We start from the raw sequence: 18,813 nt of genomic DNA, 5'->3' as shown, positions 1-18,813 counted from the left end.
GTGCTACGCGTTCCTCTCGTCGATTCTGACGTCCCGCGCGAGCAGGTCTCTCTCACTCTCGCCGCGCACGATCACGCGCGCCTCGCCGTCGCGCACCGCCACGACAGGAGGCCGGCCGAGATAGTTGTAGTTGCTGGCGAGCGAGAAGCAGTACGCGCCTGTGGCAGGAACGGCCACGAGATCGCCAGGCGCGACGTCGGAGGGCAGGTAGTCGTCGTAGACCACGATGTCGCCGGACTCGCAGTGCTTGCCCGCAATGCGCACGAGCGCCGGCTCGGCCTCAGAGACACGGCTCGCGATGCGCACAGAATACTCGGCGCCGTAAAGGGCAGGCCTGGCGTTGTCGCTCATGCCGCCGTCGACACTCACATACCGCCGCACCGCGGTCGCCTCCGGCGTGCCCGGCACCGTGACCGGCACGTCCTTGGTCGTGCCGACCTCGTACAGGGTGAGGCCGGCCGGGCCGATGATGGCACGCCCGGGCTCGAACGCGACGACAGGCACGCGGATGCCGAGCCTCTCGCACTCCTCGCCCACGATGCGGGCGATGCTCTCGGCGAGCTCACCCAGCGGCGTCGGGGTGTCTGCCGTCGTGTATGCGATGCCGAAGCCGCCGCCGAGATTGAGCTCGGGCACCGGACCGCTCTCGACCAGTCGCGCATGCAACGCGAGCAGGCGGGCCGCGGACGAGGCGAAGCCGTCAGCCCCGAAGATCTGGGAGCCGATGTGGCAGTGCAGGCCGAGGAACTCGAGCGAGTCATGTGAGCGGATGGCGGCGACGGCGGAGGCCGCATCGCCGAGCGCGATGCCGAACTTCTGATCCTCGTGCGCGGTCGCCAGGAACTCGTGGGTGTGCGCGTGCACGCCGCTGTTGACGCGCAGGCGGACGCGCTGCACCCGCCCCTGCCGTGCCGCCTCACTCGCGACACGCTCGATCTCCTGCACGCTGTCGATCACGATCGCACCGACGCCGGCGGCGACGGCTCGTTCGATCTCGGCGGCCGACTTGTTGTTGCCATGGAAGCCGAGCCGGTCGGCGTCCACGTCGGCGGCCAGCGCGACGGCGAGCTCACCGCCGCTGCAGACGTCAATGTTCAGGCCCGCGTCGCTGACCCAGCGCGCGACCTGCGTGCTCAGGAACGCCTTGCCCGCGTAGTACACGTGCACGCTGGTACCGATGCCGGCAAAGGCGCTCTCGAACGCCTCCCGGGCCTCGAGCGCCCTCGCGCGAACGTCCGCCTCGTCGAGAACATAGAGGGGGGTGCCGAAGGCGGCGGCGAGCGCCGGCGCAGAGACACCGGCGACGGCAATGGCGCCATCCGCTGCTCGTGTTGCCGTGCGCGGCCACAGGCCGGGCGCGAGGTCGTTGGCGTCGGCGGGCAGGCGCAGCCATTCGGGTGCGAGCGGGCTTTCGGCCACGGGTACCTCACAGGTGTGCTCGTATCGGGCGAGGAGCGCGGCGAGCGGGCCCGGCTTGGCCCCTGAAGCCGATCAGTGCACCGCGTGTGCGCGGCGGGCACGGTAGCGAAAGTCTAGCGAGAGCGCCGCCCGGGGCCGAAATCAGCTGCAGGTGCCTCGCGAGCTGAGCGCCGAACCGGTGAGGGGCAGATCGTGCGCCGTGAACGTGAGCGTCGCCGCCTCCGGCGTGACCTGGATGTGGCTCAGCTCGACGCCTTTGGGCAGCTGTGTGGCGAGACAGACGGGAATGGGACCGCTCGCCATGAGGTCTCTGATCACCGACGAGAAGTCGAGACCGGCGGGGCCGGTGGTCACTTTGGCCGCGGTCGGGGCAAGCAGAAGGTGGTCGCCGTCGGCCTTCGGTATGGCGCTCAGGCTGAAGCTCAGGGTGAGGCCAGCCACGCTCTTCGACCCGCTGAGGGCGAAGGTGCCGTGCCCGAGGGTGATGCCGCCGGTCGCGATAGGAACCTGAACCAGGTGGTTGAGCGCGTCCTGGCCGAGGGCGACCCTCGCCGTCACGTGCTTCACCGGCGCGGAGAGGTCGCTTGAGACGCCGTGGGCGACCAGGTGCACCGGGACGCGGTCGCCGCCGATTCTGAGGTCGGGTGCATCGACGCGAACGTCATCGAATGAGCCGCCGAGGTACTGCAGAATGAAGGAGCCACCGCCGATGTGCACGTCGACGTCGCCCGTGACACCGGCGGGCAGCCGCTTCTCGATCTGGGTGGCGGCCGCGGCTTCCGCGGCCCCGCGCAGGCCGTTGTCGACGAGCACGGCCGCGATGCCGATCAAGACGAGCAAGCCCAGGGTCACGCCGAGGCCGATCAGCCACGCGCGCCGGCGTCGCCGGGGGCGCTGCTCGCCTGGTTCGGCAAAGAGATCCTCGAGCGAACCGATGTCGGTCATCGCTACATCCGCTCCGGGGCGGAGACGCCGAGCAGGCCGAGCGCGTTGCGGATCACCTGGCCCGTGGCGTCGTTGAGCCACAGGCGCGTGCGGTGCAGCGCCGTCACGGGCTCGTCGCCGAGCGGAATCACCCGGCAGTTGTCGTACCAGCGGTGGTACAGGCCGGCGATCTCCTCGGCGTAGCGCGCGACGCGGTGCGGCTCGCGCAGCTGCGCCGCGAGCGCGACGATGCGAGGGAACTCCTGCAGCGCGCCGAGAAGAGCGGATTCCGTCTCGTGCGTGAGCTCCTCGGGAGCGAACTCGCTGCGGTCCACGCCGGCCGCCGTGGCGTTGCGCGCCACCGAGCACGTGCGCGCGTGGGCGTACTGCACGTAGAAGACAGGGTTGTCGTTGGTGCGCTTGCGCAGCTGGTCGGGGTCGAGGGCGAGCGGCGAGTCGGCCGGATACCGGGCGAGCGAATAGCGCAGCGCATCCGTGCCGAGCCATTCGCGCAGGTCGTTCAACTCGATGATGTTGCCTGCACGCTTGGAAAGCCGCGCACCGTTGACGCTGACCAGCTGGCCGATGAGCACCTCGATGTCGTGCTCGGGGTCGTCACCGGCTGCGCCCGCGAGGGCCTTGAGCCGGTGCACGTAGCCGTGGTGGTCGGCGCCGAGCAGGTAGATCTTGTGCCCGAAACCCCGATCGCCCTTGTTGAGGTAGTACGCGGCATCGGCCGCGAAGTACGTGTACACGCCGTTGGAGCGGCGGATCACCCGATCCTTGTCGTCGCCGAAGTCGGTCGTGCGCACCCACACGGCGCCGTCGCGATCGAACACGTGGCCCTGGGCGCGCAGCCGCTCGACGGCCTCGTCGATCGCGCTCGCTCCCGCCTCGCCCGCCTCGTGCAGGGTGCGCTCGGAGAACCACACGTCGAAGTGCACGTTGAACGCGGCCAGAGAGCGCTCGATCTCGGCGAGCTGCAGCGCGTACGCCTCCTCGCGTGCGATGGCGACAGCCTCGTCGTGCGGCTTCGAGAGCAGATCGGGCACCCGCTCGAGCACGTCGTTGGCGAGAGCGGCGATGTACGCCCCTGGATACCCGTTCTCGGGCGTCGGCTCGCCCTTGGCCGCGGCGAGCACCGAGAGGCCGAACACGTTCATCTGATTGCCGGCGTCGTTGATGTAGTACTCGCTGGCGAGATCCGCACCGGATGCCTTCAGCACGCGGGCGATCGCGTCGCCGAGCGCGGCCCACCGGGTGTGGCCGATGTGCAGCGGGCCCGTGGGGTTCGCCGAGACGAACTCGAGGTTGATGCGGTGCCCGGCGAGCGCGTCGTTGTTGCCGTACGCGTCCCCCGCATCCACGATGGTCTTCGCCAGCCGGCCGGCGGCACCGGCGTCGAGGCGCAGGTTGATAAAGCCCGGGCCGGCGACCTCGGCGGAGGCGACGCCGTCGAGCGAGCGCGCCCTCTCGGCGATCTCCCCGGCCAGCTCCCGCGGGTTCGCACCGATGCGCTTCGCGAGCCGCATGGCCACATTCGACGCCCAATCGCCGTGCTCCCGGTTCTTCGGGCGCTCCAGCGTGACATCGGATGCCGCGACCCCGACGTTCTCTGCTGCAGCCTGGGGTGCACCGGCCGACGCGGCAGCGCGTCGGCCCTCGAGAACGTCACGGACGATGTCGAGGAGGGCGGCGGCAAGTTCGGCGGGAGTCACAAGGATCGATTCTATGGGCTGCGGCCTGAGTGCCCGTTGGAGATCGAGCGGCTCTGGCGTAGGCCGCCGCCGTGCCATTTGTCACGATTCGTATGCAGGTCGGCGCCTCACAGAGCCATCTGTCGGCGCGACTTGCTAAAGTCGCACGCGTGGCGGCCCGGATCGGTGTCGTCGCGCCCCTCGCACCGCGATCACTCACGAAGGTCACCGCATTGGCTGCCACGCACCGCCCTCTGGCTTCCCGCCTCATCGCCGCCGCCGTTCTCGGCCTGGTCGGCACCGCACTTCTCGCCGCCTGCGCGAGCACTCCGGAGACGACGCATTCGCCCAGCTCGTCGACCACAAGCAAGGCGAAGCCAGGGAAGACCCATTCAGATCCGCCCGTGGCGAGTTCGACCCCGACGCCCAAACCGACGCCCGTCACCCTCAGCTGCGACCAGCTGATGACCCGCGACCAGGTGTATGCGCTGCCGGGCGCCGGCCCCAATATCGGCACCGACCCCGCGTACGCACCCGAGAAGGACTCGCTCGCCGCCACGATCGTCGCTGACGCCGGCGTGGCATGCGGGTGGATGAACCAGACGAGCAACGACAAGATCGCCTTCGCAGTGGCCCGGCCCGCGGCATCCGAACTCGACGCCCTGAAGGACAAGGCGATCAGCTCAAGCGACGCCGTACCGACCTACGGGGTGCCACCGGAGGTCGAGGGCTACTTCACGGCCCGCGGCGGCGTCGGTGAGGTGCAGGTATTCAGCCACGGGTACTGGATCGTCGGCACGTCGACCACGTTCCTCGAGCCCGGGGAGCCGGCGCCGTGGATCTCGGACATGCTCGGCAACCTGCCCGCGAGCTGATCGGGGAGCACCGAAAGGCCGCGTGCTGCGGGTGCTAATGTGATTCGAGCAACTCCTGGCCCCCATAGCTCAGGGGATAGAGCGTCTGCCTCCGGAGCAGAAGGCCGTAGGTTCAAATCCTACTGGGGGCACACCGGTGATCCCCTGGCCGAGAGGTGTGTATGTCCGGCTCGGTCATCCTCGACATCGCGCTCGTCGTCGTTCTCATCGGCTACCTCTTCCACGGGTTCCGCAGCGGCCTGGTCCTGAGCCTCGGCGGCATCATCGGCATCGTCGTCGGGGCCATTGCGGCGTTCTTCGTCATCCCGCTCGTGAACGCGGCCGTGGCCGACAGTGCCTGGCGGGTCGCGATCGTGCTGCTGGTCGCAGCCATTCTGCTTGGCGCGGGCCACGCGCTCGGCAGCGCCGTCGGCCGCGCGCTTCGCCGCGGAGTGCACCGCACACCCCTGCGCGTCGTCGACCGGGTCGCCGGGGCGGCCGTCGACGTCGTCGTGGCTGCGCTGCTCATGTCGATGCTCGCGTTCGGAATCTCGTCGCTCGGCATCCCGCCGCTCTCGAACGCCATCGGCTCGTCGGCCGTGCTGAAGAGCATCAACGCCCTCACCCCGGCCCCCGTGCAGCAGGGTCTCGCGCAGCTTCGAGCGTTCGTGGTCAAGGATGCGACCGGTCGCGTCATCGACATCGTCTCGCCCTCCGCGCCATCCACACCGCCCGACATCGACACCGACACGCCCGCGCTGACGAAGGCGGCACGCAGCGTGGTCAAGATCACCGGCGTCGCGTTCGCGTGCAGCCAGACCCAATCCGGTTCCGGCTTCGTCGTCGCTCCCGGGCGCGTGGTGACGAACGCGCACGTGGTGGCGGGCGTCAGCCAGCCCGTCGTGCAGGCGCCGGATGGTTCGTCTCGCACCGGCCGCATCGTGTACTTCGACCCGAAGCACGACCTCGCGGTCATCGCCGTCGACGGTCTCGGCACGCCGGCACTGCCCCTGGCGCAGACGTTGAAAGACGGGGACAGCGCGGTCTTCGATGGCTACCCTCTCGGCGGTCCGTTCCAGTCGAAGCCCGCCGCGGTGCGCAGCGTCGCCGACGCGAGCGTGCAGGACATCTACAAGTCGTCCCAGACGACCATGGAGATCTACACGCTCGCGGCCGACGTGCAGCAGGGCAACTCGGGTGGGCCGCTGCTGACACGTTCCGGCGCGGTCGCTGGCGTGGTCTTCGCGACCTCCGCCGACGACCGGCCGATCGGCTATGCCCTGGCGATGTCGGTACTCGGCCCCGTCGCGCAGGGCGCCGCGAGTGACACCACGACCGCGGATTCGGGGCACTGCACGCGCGGCTGAGCGCATCCGTTGCATTCGTGTCACGACCGCCCCCATTTAACCGGAGACTGCTACTTTTAACCCATGAGTCCTCTCGTGCTCGCGGCGAACACGGCAGACGCCGACGCCGCTCAGGCGATCGCCCGCCATCACACCGAGCTCGCGGCCACGACCGCCGTCAAGACCCTGCACTTTCTGAACACCGTTCGCGGTGAGCGCGCGAGCGGCGCCCGCTACGCCGCGCGCAGCGCTCTGGTCACCTGGTGCGCCGGGCACGTTCTGCCCTACGTCGAGCGGGAGGCCGAGGTGCTCTACCCCGCCCTGCCCGAGACAGACGAGGGGCGGATGCTGCAGGCCGTCCTCGAGCGCGATCTCGCTCTTGTGCGCGATCGGCTCGCCGACCTCACGACGCTCGACGATCCCCACGAGGCGGGCGCGGCTGCGGTCATGCTGCGCTCGGCCATAGAGCATCATCTTCAGCGCGAGCGGGATGAGCTGCTGCCGTACCTTGCGTTCGCGAGGAGCCAGTCGATCGCCGCGTTGTGGCAGCGCCTGGAGCCGGCCACGAGCGCGGGGTTGGCCGCCGACTCGGCCGCCTCGGCCGCCTCACCCGTCGACGCCGGTCTCCCGCGGTGAGCGCGCTCACGCGCCGGCCGGCCTCGATCGTCATGATGACGATCGGCGTCGCATGCGTGATCGCCGGCGGCCTGGTCGCCGCCGTCACGGACCCGCTCTCTCTCGCCGTCGGCTCGTGGGCCGCGGCGTACCTGGTGCTCGTGGCCGGCGTCGCGCAGGTCGCGTACGGCGCACTGCAGCAGCCGCTCGCCCCGCGCCCGGTATCGAGCGGCATCATCGTGGCCGAGACGGTGTTCTGGAACGCGGGCAACGCCGCCGTGCTCGCCGGAACCGCCGCCAGCCTGCCCTTCGCCGTCGACGCGGGCGGTGTGCTGCTCGTGATCGCGCTCATTCTGTTCCTTCTCGCCGTTCGAGGCGCTGCCGCCGCCCACCGCTGGTGGCTGTGGGTGTATCGGGCTCTGACGGCGATCCTGCTCGTCAGCATCCCCGTGGGCCTCACACTGGCTCACCTGCGCGCGTAGGCTCTTGCCCTATGGCACAGGGCTCGGTTCTCTTCATCGGCGGCACAGGAATCATCAGTTCGGCATGCGTCAGGCAAGCCCAGGCGAGGGGCCTCGCCGTCACGGTGCTGAACCGGGGCGAATCGAGTACTCGGCCGCTGCCGGATGATGTCGAGAGCGTTCGCGGCGATATCCGCTCGCCTGACAGCGTGCGCGAGGCGCTCGGCGGCCGCGAGTTCGACACCGTCGCGGAGTTCGTGGCCTTCGCTCCCGAGCATGTGCAGGCCGACCTCGAACTCTTCGAGGGCCGGACCGGCCAGTACGTGTTTATCAGCTCGGCCTCGGCGTATCAGACGCCGCCGTCGCGCCTGCCCATCACCGAGTCGACGCCACTGCGCAACCCGTTCTGGCAGTACTCGCGCGACAAGATCGCGTGTGAAGACGTGCTCGTCGAGGCGTATCGAGAGCGCGGGTTCCCCGCCACCATCGTGCGGCCGTCACACACATACGACCGCACGGCACTTCCCACCATGGGCGGCTTCACCGACATCGATCGGATGCTGCGGGGTGCCCCCGTCGTCGTGCACGGCGACGGCACCAGCCTCTGGACGATCACCCACAACACCGACTTCGCCGTCGCGTTCGCCGGCCTGCTCGGGCGGCCGGAGGCGGTCGGCGAGGCATTCCACATCACCTCGGATGAGGCGCCGACCTGGAATCAGATCTACACGTGGCTGGGGCACGCGGCGGGCGCGGAGCCGGAGCTCGTGCACGTGACCTCTGAGGCGATCGCGCGCGAGGTGCCGGATCTCGGCCCGGGTCTTCTCGGCGACAAGGCGCATTCGATGGTGTTCGACAACAGCAAGGTGACCTCGCTCGTGCCCGACTTCCGGGCGCGTGTGCCGTTCGCTGACGGGGCGCGCGAGATCGTCGAGTGGTACCTCGCCGACCGTTCCCGCCAGCACGTGGACGCCGAGCTCGACGCGGCATTCGACCGGCTCGTCGCCCGCGCCAGGCAGTAGCGGGCAGGCAGTAGTGGAGAAAGAGGTGCGACGCCGGCTCGACATGGTCGAGCAGCAGCTCGTGTCGCGCGGCATTACGGATGCGCGCGTTCTCGATGCCATGCGCACGGTGCCGCGGCACGAGTTCGTGCCCGCTCGCCTCGCCGCTGAGGCCTACAGCGACCATCCGCTGCCCATCGACAACGGCCAGACGATCTCGCAGCCGTACATCGTGGCCCTCATGCTCGAGGCGGCACGACTCGATGAGAACGCCGTGCTGCTCGACATCGGCACCGGCTCGGGGTATGCCGCGGCCGTCGCCTCGCTCCTCACGCGCCGCGTCGTGAGCATCGAGCGTCACGCCGGCCTCGCCGAGAGCGCCCGGCGGCGGCTCACGGCGCTTGGCTACGACAACGTTGAGGTGATCGCCGGTGACGGGCTCGCCGGGTGGCCGGATGCCGCACCGTACGACGCCATTGTCGCCGCCGCCGCGGGCCCGCGTGTCCCAGACGCCTGGCGCGATCAGCTCGCGGTCGGCGGCAGGATCGTCATGCCGTTGGGGGCGCCGCGCCTCGGTCAGCGACTCGTCGTGTGCACGAGGGCGGCCGACGGCACGCTCGAGCAGTCGTCGCTCGGTGGCGTCGCATTCGTGCCGCTCATCGGCGATGGCGCGTGGGCCGAGCACAACGACGAGGGCGGAACAGATCCGGCCCCCTGACGGTTGCACCGGTCATGACAACCATCGGATTGATCGGATCAGGACACATCGGAAGCCAGCTCGCGAGGCTGGCGGTGGGGCAGGGGCACGACGTCGTCGTCAGCAACTCGCGCGACCCGCAGACGCTGGCACCGCTGGTGGCGGAATTGGGCGAGCACGCCCGTGCCGGCCGGCCCGCCGACGCCGCCCGCGCGGGCGACATCGTGGTCGTCACCATTCCGCTGAAGAACATCGCGGACGTGCCGGTCGAACCCCTCGCAGGCAAGATCGTGATCGACACCAACAATTACTACCCGCAACGCGACGGGCAGATCGCCGAACTCGACGACGAGAGCACCACCACGGCTGAACTGCTGCAGCGCCACCTGCCGACCTCGCACGTGGTCAAGGCGTTCAACCACATCTTCGCGGGCGACCTGACAACAGACGGCTCCCCCGCTGGCACGCAGGGCCGTCGGGCGCTCGTCGTCGCGGGCGACGACGACAATGCCAAGCGCACGGTCACCGATCTCATCGACAGCTTCGGCTTCGATGTCGTCGACATCGGTGCACTCTCCGAGGGCTGGCGCATTCAGCGGGACACCCCGGGATACACCGCAAAGTACGATGCCGAGGGGCTGCGCGACGCCGTCGCATCCGCGAAGCGCTACCGCGATATGTAAGGCGCGAGAGGCGCGATCTGTGAGGCGCCTTCGCCGAGAGGCGCCGGAGGCCTCGTTTCGAGGGAGCGTCTACGGGTGAACGACCGGCTTGCCGTTCTTCCACTCCAGAGGCAGCACGCTCATGCCGCGATACGCCATCGACGCATCCCACGAGTGGAAGACGAGCACGTCGTGCCCATTCGGCCCGCGCACCACGTCCTGCCCCCCTGGCCCCGTGTAGCGGCCGTGCGAGGAGAGCGTCGAGAGCAGCGGCGAGCCATGCTTCGTGTATGGCCCCAGGAGCGAGGTCGCCTCGGCGTAGCCGATCGCGTATGCGCCGCTCCCGTAGTCATTCGCCGAATAGAACAGCACGTACTCGTCCGCGTGCTTCACGAGCACGGGCGCCTCGATCAGCGTGCCCTCCCATTGCTCACTCTGTTTGATCAGCTTGGTCGGCTGGCCGGCGAGCGCCGAGCCGTCGGCCGTCAGCGGCGCGATCTGCAGCCACGTGTCGAGCCCGCAGCAGTTGCCGTCGTTCTTGAACACGAGGTACCTGGTGCCGTCCGTATCGACGAACGTGCTCGGATCGATCGCACCGCCCTCATCTACAGGGCAGAGCAGCGGGGCGTCGCCGTGGGCTTCGAAGGGCCCCTTGGGAGAATCGGATGTCGCGACACCGATGCACTGCTGAGTCTTCGTCGCGCTGGCGGCGACGAAGTACATCACGAAGTGGCCAGGCGAGAACTCTGAGACGTCGGGCGCCCAGGTCTTGCCCGGTGCTGCCCAGCTGGGCAGTGTCGGCAGGGCGTCGGACGTCGAGACATCCCATTTCGTGAGATTCGTCGACGTGGCGAACTGAATGTTGGCCCCCGGCCTGTTGGTGGCGTACGCGTAGTACGTCGTGCCGACTCGCATGACGTCGGGATCGGGGAAATCCTGGTCGATGACGAAGTGGGGGTCGGGGAGGGTCGGCGGGGTCGTCTCGGCGGGCGAGGGCTCGCCGCTGCATCCGCTCATCGCGGCGACCGCCAGGAAGGCCGCCGCGATGGCGCTTGCCCATGCTCTGCTGGCGCGCATCCGCTCACCCTTTCAGCCCGGAGGAGGCGACACTGTCGACGATCTGCCTCTGCGCAAGCGTGAAGATGATGAGCACCGGAACCGCGGCGATGACCGCGCCCGCCATGACAATGCCGAAGTGCGTGGAGTACGCGCCCTGGAGAATCGAGAGGCCCGGCTGCAGAGTGAGGTTCTCGGGGCTGAGCAGCACGTACACCGGCCACAGGAAGTCGTTCCAGTTGTTGAGGAAGCTGAGCACCGCGAGTGTGGCGAGTGCGGGTTTGGAGAGCGGAAGGATGATCTGCCAGAAGATGCGGAAGTCGCCGGCGCCGTCCATGCGGGCGGCCTCCTCGATCTCCATCGGCAGGCTGATGAAGAACTGGCGAAGGAAGAAGATGCCGAACGCGCTGGCGGCGCCGGGGATCGTGATGGCCCAGATGGTGTCGAGCCAGCCGAGATTCTGCACGATGAGGTAGTTGGGAATCAGGAAGATGACCGGGGGCACGAGCAGGGTGGCAATGATGGCGCCAAAGACGATGCGCTTGCCCCGGAACTCGAGGCGCGCGAGGGCGTAGGCCCCGGCCGACGCGGTCACGAGGATGATTACCGTCTGCAGGGCGGCCGCGGCCACGCTGTTGAGGAACCAGCGGAAGATGGGCTGCTGACCCGACGAGAGCAGCGTCTGATAGGCGTTCAACGTGAACGGATTGGGGATCGGGTTCTGTGGCGAGTTGATCGCGTCGAAGTCGGTCTTGAAGCTCGTGAGGAAGATCCAGATGAGCGGCAGGATGATGACGAGCGAAATGACGACGAGGCTCACGTACAGCCAGATCTTCGGCGCCGATCGGCGAAGGGCCGACGTGCGGCCGCCGACGGGCGGGCGCGGCGGAAGGGCGGCTGCCGTCCGTTCGTCACGCGTGCTGACGGTGCTCACGGTGCCTCATTTCGTCGTGTCGCGCTGAAGGCGGAAGTTGATGATGCTGATCACGGCGAGGATCGCGAACAGAATGTAGCTCATGGCGGATGCCGCGCCCATCTGGTTCTGCGACAGGCCCTCGTCTGAGATGTACATGATGGCGGTCCTGGTCTGATTACCGGGGTGGCCGCCGGTGATGATGTACGACTGGCCGAACATGTTCGCCGAGGCAAGGATCGTCAGCGTCGTGACGAACGTCATGACCGGCCTCAGCCCGGGCAGGGTGACGCTGAAGAACTTGCGAGCGGCACCCGCGCCGTCGACAGACGCCGCGTCATAGAGCTCGGCGTTGATGCCTTTGAGGCCGGCGAGCAGGATCACGGTGTTGAAGCCCATCGTCCACCAGACAGTGACACCGACGAGCGACACCCATGCCCAGGGCACATCGACGGTCCACGGCGTGTTCGCGGGCAGACCAAGCATGCCGAGAACGTGGTTGACTACGCCGACCTGCGGGTCGAGCAGGTACTTCCAGATGACACCGATGACGGCGACACCCAGCACGTATGGTGCGAAGAAGACGGCGCGGAAGACCGTGCCGCCGGCGATGCGTCGGTTCAGCAGCTGCGCAAGGCCGATGGGGATCACGATGAGGAACGGCACACTCGCCACCGTGAAGATGCCCGTGGCGAGCATGCTCTCCCAGAAGTTGCCCGAGGTGAGCGTTCCCGGTGTGAACAGGTCGATGTAGTTCTTCAGGCCGATGAACGGCTGGTTCGGCAGAAGGGGGTTCCAGTTGTGCAGGCTGATCCAGAGCCCGTACACGCACGGCGCGAGCACGAAGACGCAGAACAGCACCAGGAAGGGCGCGAGGAACAGATACGCGGTTCCGGTGCGCCGGGCGCCCCTCGGCGCCCGGGACACGCGGTCCCGGGCACCGAGGGCGGTCGGCGTGATGCTAACCACCGTATTGACTCTTGTTCTGCTCAAGCAGCTGGTTCGCCTGCTTCACGGCATCGTCCAGCGCCTGCTTCGGCGTCTTCTTACCGAGCACGGCCTCGTTCACGGCCGTCGTGATGGTCGCCTCGACGTTGGTGATGCCGGGGGCGACGGTCTCATAGTGCGCGTACGGCAGCTCCTCGAGGAATGGCTTGAGGTTCGGGTACTTCTGCACCAGGGCCGGGTCGTTGCGCACGCTGTTTGCCGCGGGTAGCTCGCCGGTCTCGGCCCATCCGCTCGAGTGGTCGTTCATCCACTTCACGAAGGTCGCGGCGGCGCTCGTCTTGTTCTTGTCCTGCCCCTTGTTGTTCATGAACATCCAGTGCGTTGAGCTCGACCACACAGCCTTCTGGTCGCCGATCTGCGGCACCGGTACGGCGGTCCAGTCGACCTTCGACAGGGCGGTGTTGGTCGTCTGCCAGACGCCGTTCCAGTTGAACGCGGTCTTGCTGGCGACCAGCGCGTTGATGTTGCCATCCTGCGCGACGTTGCTCGGGCTGTAGCCGTTCTTGATCAAGTCGGTCATCCAGGTAAGGGCTTTCACCCCGGCATCCGAATTGAAGGTCGCCTTCGATACATCGTCGTTAAAGAGCTCGCCACCGTATTGCCAGAGCAGCGACTCGAACTCGAATGTGCCCGTGAAGACGAAGCCGTCGACCCACTCGCCCTGAATGCCCTTGGCCTTCAGCGCCTGAAGCGCGGCGAGGTAGCTCTGCTTGTCCGTCGGCAGGTTCGAGGGGTCGAGGCCCGCCTGCTTGAGCACGTCCTTGTTGACGTAGAGGCCGAGGGGGGTAACGCTCCACGGAATCCCGTACTGACTGCCGTTGTAGTTGCCGTCTTTCATGAGGCCGGCCGGGAAGTCGGAATCGGTGTAGCCGAGGGATTTCACGATGCTGTCACTCTTCAGCAGAAGCCCCTGCGCGGCGTATGTGGCGATGTCGTCGCCATGCCCGACGGCGAGATCCGGCCCCTTGCCCGCCTTGACCGCGAGAGGCATCTTCTTGGCGATGTCTCCCCATTCCATCGGCACGTCCTTGACGACGATGTTCTTGTGCTCCGCGTTGAACTTCTTGACGAGCTTCGGCACGAGAACCGGAGCGGCTCCGCCCGTCCATCCGTTCCAGAATGTCACGGTGACCTTCGGGCCGCTGTAGTCGCCCGCCTTGACGCTGCCGCCCGTGTCGCCTCCGCCTGAACCGCTGCAGGCAGCCAGGGTGATTCCAACCCCGATGGCCAGCGTCGCCGCGATCGCGCGGCGTGCCATTCCCTTCTTCATGTCTTGCTCTCCTTTGAGTGTGATCGCGTAGGCGATGAATGCGACACCTAGCTGCGATGCGAGGGATGCGCGGGTTCGGCAGGGCGGTCATGCAGCATCCGCGGCGTGCCGAACTCGGTGTGTTTGTGAATTTACAGCGCTGTATTCTTGCTGTCAAGCATGGCATCGCATCGCGGCGAGGCGCGACACTAGAGTCGTCAGTGGCGCCATCACGACGGCGGCCACCCGTGCACGAAGAGGGAGATCATGGCGCGCATCCGCCTGGAAGACGTCGCGAAGATCGCGGGCGTCTCCATGAAGACCGTCTCCAATGTCGTGCACGATTACCCGCACGTGAGCCCCGGCATGCGCGAGCGCGTGCAACGGGTGATCGATGAGCTCGGCTACCGACCGAACGCGCTGGGCCGACGCCTGGCCACGGGCAAAACCGGCCTGCTCGCGCTCGCATTCGCCGACGTGAGCATCCCGTACTTCTCTGAACTCGCCCGTGTCGTCTCGGCCGCCGCGCGCTCGCGCGGCTACCGCCTGCTGCTCGAACAGACCGACGGCACGCTCGACGGCGAGCGGGCCGTGCTCTCGGAAAGCGAGGCCGGCCTCGTCGACGGCGTGCTCTTCCAGCCCTCGGTCATGTCGTCCACGGAGATCGCGAAGCACCGAAGCGACGTGCCGCTCGTGTTGCTCGGCGAGGCCTCTGCCCCCCTGAGCGTTGACCACGTGATGATCGATAACATCGCGGCCGCCTCCGAGGCGACGCAGCACCTCGCCGCGCTCGGCCGCAGCCGCATCGGGTTCGTCGGTCACGAGGAGCCCCGGCAGTCGGAGACCTCCAGACAGCGCCTCATCGGCTATCAGGAGGGCCTGGAGAAGGCGGGGCTGCGGCTCGACATGTCTCTTCTGTTGCCCAGCTATGCCGTATCGGCCGAAGCGGCCGCGCAGGCCGTGGGGGCCGCGCTCGAGCGCGGTCTGCGCTTCGACGCCCTCGTGTGCCGTGACGACCTCGCCGCCATCGGAACCCTTCGCGCCCTCAAGGAGCGCGGCTTCGACGTGCCACGCGACGTCGCCGTCACGGGATGGGACAACATCTCGCTCACGTCGTACACCTACCCGAGCCTGACGACCATCGCGGCCGACACCGCGGGCCTCGCCGAGAAGGCACTCGATATGCTCTCCGAGCGCATCGCGGGGTTCGAGGGGCTCGGGCGGCACACCATTGTGGACTACCGGCTCATCCCGCGAGAAAGCGCCCCCGCGGCAACCTGATCCGATCCACCATTTTACAGCGCTGCAAGTTTGCGGCACACTGGTGCCATGAGCATCAACCATGGCGGCACTGTCGCAGCCCTTGACCGCGCCAGCCGCCAGGACGGCTCGTACCCGCGCCCGCAACTGAAGCGGTCGCGCTGGCGCGACCTCTGCGGAACGTGGGGCTTCGCGTTCGACGATGCCGACGAGGGCAGAGACGCCGGCTGGTTCGACGGCCGGGCCTTCGAGCGCAGCATCACGGTGCCATTCCCCCCGGAGTCCGTCGCATCGGGTATCGGCGACACCGGCTTCCACCGCGTCATCTGGTATCAGCGCATAATCACGGGCGCCGACGTGTCGGCGGCCGGGCATCCGCTCTCGTCTGGAGGCGGCGGTCGGCTGCTGCTGCACTTCGGCGCGGTCGACTACCGCTGCGAGGTCTGGCTCGACGGGCGGCTGCTGGGCGGGCACGAGGGCGGGCACACGCCGTTCACGTTCGACATCACGACTGCGCTCGATCCCGCACGCGAGGCGCACGCGCTCGTCGTCCGCGCCGAGGACGACCCGTTCGACGTCTCCCAGCCGCGCGGTAAGCAGGACTGGCAGCGGCACCCGCACGCCGTCTGGTACCACCGCACGAGCGGAATCTGGCAGCCGGCGTGGCTGGAGGCGGTGCCCACCACGAGCGTGCGCTCGCTCGCGTGGGCCCCCGACGTGAGCGCCGCCGAGGTCGCGCTGTCGGTGCAGCTCAGCCGCACGCCGGCGCCGGGCGCCGTGCTGAGCGTCGACGTTGACTTCGGTGAGGAGTCGCACGGCCGCATCGACGTGCCCGTGCATTCCGACCGCGTCGAGACGCGCGTGCGGCTGCCGAGGCTCGCCAACGGCCAGGGTTACGAGCAGTACCTGTGGAGCCCCGAGCATCCACGGCTCTTCGACGCGACCGTCACGCTGCAGCCGGCGCCGTCAGACGGCGAGGCAGACACGGTCGCCTCGTACTTCGGCATGCGATCGGCCTCGATCGGCGGCGGGCGGTTTCTGCTGAACGACCGCCCGTATCCGGTTCGCGCCGTTTTGAGCCAGGGCTACTGGCCCGCCTCCCACCTCGCGGCGCCGTCGGCCGACGCGCTCCGCGCCGAGGCGCAGCTCATCAAGGATCTCGGCTTCAATGCGGCCCGCGTGCACCAGAAGATCGAGGACCCGAGGTTCCTCTTCTGGGCCGACCGCCTCGGGCTGCTGCTGTGGGGTGAAACGCCGAGCGCCTTCGAGTTCTCGACCACGGCGGTGACGCGCATGATGCGCGAGTGGTCGGAGGCGATCGAGCGCGACCTGTCGCATCCGTCGATCGTCACGTGGGTGCCGCTGAACGAGAGCTGGGGCGTGCAGCACATTGCGCACGAGCCGCGCGTTCAGGCGTATTCGCGGGCGATCTTCGAACTCACCAAGGCGCTCGACCCGTCGCGACCCGTCGTCTCAAACGACGGCTGGGAGCATCTCGACACCGACATCTTCTCGATCCACGACTACGAGGCGTCCGGCGATGTGCTGCGAGAACGGTATGCGGATGCTGCCGCAACGTCCCGTCTGCTCGAGGGCTTCGGGCCGGCCGGCCGGCGCATGCGCCTCGCCGAGGTCGCGGACCGCGGCCAGCCCGTGATGCTCACGGAGTTCGGCGGAGTGCAGTACTCCCCCGGGCAGGCCGACGCTGCGGCGTGGGGCTACTCGCGTGCGTCGAGCGCAGACGACTTCGAGCGGCGGCTCCGCTCGCTGTTCGACGCCGTCCGCGCGAGCACGTCGCTCGCCGGCATCTGCTACACGCAGCTGACCGACACGCTGCAGGAGGCCAACGGCCTGGTCGACGAGGAGCGCCGGCCGAAGCTGCCGGTGGAGCGCATCCGTGCCATCGTGACTGGGCTGCCGCACGGGCGGTAGACGAGCGGATGCCGGTGGCCGGTCCCGTCGCCGTCATACTGGAGTGCGTGCCAGCAACATTTCTCGTCGTACCCGAGTGGCAGGGGTCGTCGTCGTCCCGCGCGATGCGGCTGATCGACGGAGCCGAGGCGATCGCGGGTGACCTGCCGAGGGCGGCCACCCGGAGTGTGGAGGTTCCGCTCGGTGCGGGTGAGTCGCTCGATACCGGGGTGCACCGCTACTCGGCGCTTGTCGCCACGCGCGAGCGCGCCGCGGCGGCCCTCGACGACCTCGATGGCCTGGTCATCACGATCGGCGGAGACTGCGGTGCCGACCTCGCCAGCGCATCCCGCGCGGTCGCCGCGCACCCCACCGGCAGCGTCGCCGTGGTCTGGTTCGACGCGCACGCCGACCTCAACAGCGCCGCGTCGAGCCCGAGCGGCGCGTTCGGCGGCATGTCGGCCCGTGCCCTGCTCGGCGACGCGCCCGAGGGCCTGAATGCGACCGGCTCGGCGCGACTCGCCCCCGATCACCTCGTGGTCGCCGGCGCCCGCTCGTTCGACGATGCCGAGCTCGCCTTCATCGACGAGGCCGGCGTTCTGGTCGTCACCGTCGACGAGCTGAGCGAGCCCGACGCGCTCGTCGCCGCCGTGGAGAGAAGCGGAGCGGCATCCGTCTATATTCACGTGGATCTCGACGTACTCGACCCCGCCACCATGACGGGAGTCGGTGCCCCCGAGCCGTTCGGGCTGCAGCCCGAGACGCTGTGTGACGCGGTGCGGGCGCTGCGCTCCCGCTTCGAGCTCGCGGGGGCGGGCATCACGGGCTTCGCGCCCGCGAGCGCGGATGCGGCCGCCGCCGACATGCCGGTGATCCTGCGCGTGCTCGGCTCCCTGACATCGCCGCTTTCGTAGCTGCGGGCCGCCGCCGGTAGCCTCGGTACTCATGAGCGAACCGAAGATTCTCACCGAGCGCCGCGGGCACGTGCTGCTCATCGGATTCAACCGCCCGGAGAAGCGCAACGCCGCCGACTTCGAACTGCTGAACGCCCTCGCCGCCGCCTACGGCGAGCTCGAGCGCGACCCCGAGGTGCGCGTGGGAGTGGTGCACGCCGTCGGCGACCACTTCACGGCGGGCCTCGACCTGGCCGACATCGTGCCGTATGTGGGTCCCGACGGGCTGGACCTCGTGCCCGAGGGCGGCATCAACCCGTGGCAGGTCGATGGCGTGCAGCTTTCGAAGCCGGTGGTGATGGCGGTGCAGGGCACGTGCCTGACGCTCGGCGTCGAGCTCATGCTCGCCAGCGACATCGTGGTCGCGGCCGACTCGGCCGTGTTCGGGCAGATCGAGGTCGCGAGGGGAATTCTGCCGTTCGGCGGAGCGAGCATCCGCTTCGCGCGTGCCGCCGGCTGGGGCAACGCCATGCGCTATCTGCTCACGGCCGACCGGTTCGACGCGACCGAGGCGCACCGCATGGGGCTCGTGCAGGAGGTGGTGCCGCACGGAGCCCAGCTGGAGCGCGCGCTCGAGCTCGCCGAGCGGATCGCCGCGCAGGCGCCGCTGGCCGTGCAGGCCACGCTCGCCAACGCTCGCCTCGCTATTCGCGAAGGGGATGCGGCCGCCGAGCGGGCGCTCGGGCCCGAACTCGTACGCCTCATGCAGACGGAGGACGCGCGAATCGGCGTCGAGGCGTTCCTCGCGCGCGCCGACCCTCGCTTCGTCGGCCGCTGAGGCTCTGCT

The 18,813-nt window shown here is 68.6% G+C and carries 18 protein-coding genes and 1 tRNA gene; 12 read left to right on the top strand and 7 right to left on the bottom strand.

Annotated features, from left to right (window positions below; genetic code table 11):
- Positions 1 to 3: 3 nt before the first annotated feature.
- The 3 genes from lysA to argS form a co-directional block, all read right to left on the bottom strand.
- Entirely contained in the window at positions 4 to 1,419 is a 1,416-nt protein-coding gene (lysA, locus tag OSC27_RS02555) for a diaminopimelate decarboxylase (protein WP_267179841.1), read from the bottom strand.
- 141 nt (positions 1,420 to 1,560) lie between these two features.
- On the bottom strand, positions 1,561 to 2,364 hold the full coding sequence (locus OSC27_RS02550) for a DUF2993 domain-containing protein (protein WP_267179840.1): 804 nt from the start codon (positions 2,362 to 2,364) through the stop codon (positions 1,561 to 1,563).
- Between the two features lie 2 nt (positions 2,365 to 2,366).
- Entirely contained in the window at positions 2,367 to 4,061 is a 1,695-nt protein-coding gene (gene argS / locus OSC27_RS02545) for an arginine--tRNA ligase (RefSeq protein ID WP_267179839.1), read from the bottom strand.
- Between the two features lie 149 nt (positions 4,062 to 4,210).
- Here argS and OSC27_RS02540 point away from each other — a divergent pair, with 149 nt between their 5' ends.
- From OSC27_RS02540 to OSC27_RS02505, 8 genes are all read left to right on the top strand, one after another.
- Positions 4,211 to 4,915, top strand: coding sequence for an iron ABC transporter ATP-binding protein (locus tag OSC27_RS02540; RefSeq protein ID WP_267179838.1), 705 nt, complete (start codon positions 4,211 to 4,213; stop codon positions 4,913 to 4,915).
- A 58-nt stretch (positions 4,916 to 4,973) separates the two neighbouring features.
- Positions 4,974 to 5,046 (top strand) — tRNA-Arg (locus OSC27_RS02535).
- A 30-nt stretch (positions 5,047 to 5,076) separates the two neighbouring features.
- On the top strand, positions 5,077 to 6,261 hold the full coding sequence (locus OSC27_RS02530) for a MarP family serine protease (RefSeq protein WP_267179837.1): 1,185 nt from the start codon (positions 5,077 to 5,079) through the stop codon (positions 6,259 to 6,261).
- Positions 6,262 to 6,324: 63 nt separating this feature from the next.
- A complete protein-coding gene (locus tag OSC27_RS02525; protein ID WP_267179836.1) occupies positions 6,325 to 6,876 on the top strand; it encodes a hemerythrin domain-containing protein in 552 nt (183 codons plus the stop codon).
- A complete protein-coding gene (locus OSC27_RS02520; protein ID WP_267179835.1) occupies positions 6,873 to 7,337 on the top strand; it encodes a hypothetical protein in 465 nt (154 codons plus the stop codon). Before OSC27_RS02525 ends, OSC27_RS02520 begins: the two co-directional genes overlap by 4 nt.
- An 11-nt stretch (positions 7,338 to 7,348) precedes the next feature.
- On the top strand, positions 7,349 to 8,338 hold the full coding sequence (locus OSC27_RS02515) for an SDR family oxidoreductase (RefSeq protein WP_267179834.1): 990 nt from the start codon (positions 7,349 to 7,351) through the stop codon (positions 8,336 to 8,338).
- Positions 8,339 to 8,351: 13 nt separating this feature from the next.
- Complete coding sequence (locus OSC27_RS02510) at positions 8,352 to 9,035, top strand: protein-L-isoaspartate(D-aspartate) O-methyltransferase (protein WP_267179833.1); 684 nt, start codon at positions 8,352 to 8,354, stop codon at positions 9,033 to 9,035.
- Positions 8,990 to 9,697, top strand: coding sequence for an NADPH-dependent F420 reductase (locus OSC27_RS02505; RefSeq protein WP_267179832.1), 708 nt, complete (start codon positions 8,990 to 8,992; stop codon positions 9,695 to 9,697). Before OSC27_RS02510 ends, OSC27_RS02505 begins: the two co-directional genes overlap by 46 nt.
- Before the next feature lie 69 nt (positions 9,698 to 9,766).
- On the opposite strand, the gene OSC27_RS02500 is transcribed toward OSC27_RS02505, so the two are convergent.
- The 4 genes from OSC27_RS02500 to OSC27_RS02485 are packed head-to-tail and all read right to left on the bottom strand — an operon-like array spanning position 9,767 to position 13,923.
- Positions 9,767 to 10,753, bottom strand: coding sequence for a glycoside hydrolase family 43 protein (locus tag OSC27_RS02500; protein WP_267179831.1), 987 nt, complete (start codon positions 10,751 to 10,753; stop codon positions 9,767 to 9,769).
- A 4-nt stretch (positions 10,754 to 10,757) separates the two neighbouring features.
- A complete protein-coding gene (locus OSC27_RS02495; protein ID WP_267179830.1) occupies positions 10,758 to 11,666 on the bottom strand; it encodes a carbohydrate ABC transporter permease in 909 nt (302 codons plus the stop codon).
- A gap of 6 nt (positions 11,667 to 11,672) precedes the next feature.
- Entirely contained in the window at positions 11,673 to 12,614 is a 942-nt protein-coding gene (locus OSC27_RS02490; protein WP_416348799.1) for a carbohydrate ABC transporter permease, read from the bottom strand.
- Positions 12,607 to 13,923 (bottom strand): ABC transporter substrate-binding protein, encoded by a 1,317-nt coding sequence (locus OSC27_RS02485; RefSeq protein WP_267179829.1) that lies wholly within the window; start codon positions 13,921 to 13,923, stop codon positions 12,607 to 12,609. Before OSC27_RS02485 ends, OSC27_RS02490 begins: the two co-directional genes overlap by 8 nt.
- A gap of 246 nt (positions 13,924 to 14,169) precedes the next feature.
- Between OSC27_RS02485 and OSC27_RS02480 the strand changes: the two genes are divergently transcribed.
- Genes OSC27_RS02480 through OSC27_RS02465 form a run of 4 tightly spaced genes read left to right on the top strand, consistent with a single transcriptional unit; the run spans position 14,170 to position 18,804 of the window.
- On the top strand, positions 14,170 to 15,183 hold the full coding sequence (locus OSC27_RS02480; RefSeq protein WP_267179828.1) for a LacI family DNA-binding transcriptional regulator: 1,014 nt from the start codon (positions 14,170 to 14,172) through the stop codon (positions 15,181 to 15,183).
- A gap of 48 nt (positions 15,184 to 15,231) precedes the next feature.
- A complete protein-coding gene (locus OSC27_RS02475; RefSeq protein ID WP_267179827.1) occupies positions 15,232 to 17,094 on the top strand; it encodes a glycoside hydrolase family 2 protein in 1,863 nt (620 codons plus the stop codon).
- Between the two features lie 47 nt (positions 17,095 to 17,141).
- Positions 17,142 to 17,987, top strand: coding sequence for an arginase family protein (locus OSC27_RS02470; protein ID WP_267179826.1), 846 nt, complete (start codon positions 17,142 to 17,144; stop codon positions 17,985 to 17,987).
- A 31-nt stretch (positions 17,988 to 18,018) separates the two neighbouring features.
- Complete coding sequence (locus OSC27_RS02465; RefSeq protein ID WP_267179825.1) at positions 18,019 to 18,804, top strand: crotonase/enoyl-CoA hydratase family protein; 786 nt, start codon at positions 18,019 to 18,021, stop codon at positions 18,802 to 18,804.
- Positions 18,805 to 18,813: the final 9 nt, after the last annotated feature.

It is taken from the genome of Microbacterium sp. STN6 (genome assembly GCF_026410545.1).
Lineage (GTDB): Bacteria > Actinomycetota > Actinomycetes > Actinomycetales > Microbacteriaceae > Root112D2.
Note: the sequence above shows the minus strand (reverse complement) of the source record. Positions and strands in the feature narration are given on the sequence as shown.

Coding starts and splice junctions, on each gene's coding strand:
- OSC27_RS02550 (WP_267179840.1), bottom strand. CDS start 2,364: ATGACCGACATCGGTTCGCTCGAGGATCTCTTTGCCGAACCAGGCGAG.
- OSC27_RS02530 (WP_267179837.1), top strand. CDS start 5,077: ATGTCCGGCTCGGTCATCCTCGACATCGCGCTCGTCGTCGTTCTCATC.
- OSC27_RS02525 (WP_267179836.1), top strand. CDS start 6,325: ATGAGTCCTCTCGTGCTCGCGGCGAACACGGCAGACGCCGACGCCGCT.
- OSC27_RS02515 (WP_267179834.1), top strand. CDS start 7,349: ATGGCACAGGGCTCGGTTCTCTTCATCGGCGGCACAGGAATCATCAGT.
- OSC27_RS02500 (WP_267179831.1), bottom strand. CDS start 10,753: ATGCGCGCCAGCAGAGCATGGGCAAGCGCCATCGCGGCGGCCTTCCTG.
- OSC27_RS02485 (WP_267179829.1), bottom strand. CDS start 13,923: ATGAAGAAGGGAATGGCACGCCGCGCGATCGCGGCGACGCTGGCCATC.
- OSC27_RS02480 (WP_267179828.1), top strand. CDS start 14,170: ATGGCGCGCATCCGCCTGGAAGACGTCGCGAAGATCGCGGGCGTCTCC.
- OSC27_RS02475 (WP_267179827.1), top strand. CDS start 15,232: ATGAGCATCAACCATGGCGGCACTGTCGCAGCCCTTGACCGCGCCAGC.
- OSC27_RS02465 (WP_267179825.1), top strand. CDS start 18,019: ATGAGCGAACCGAAGATTCTCACCGAGCGCCGCGGGCACGTGCTGCTC.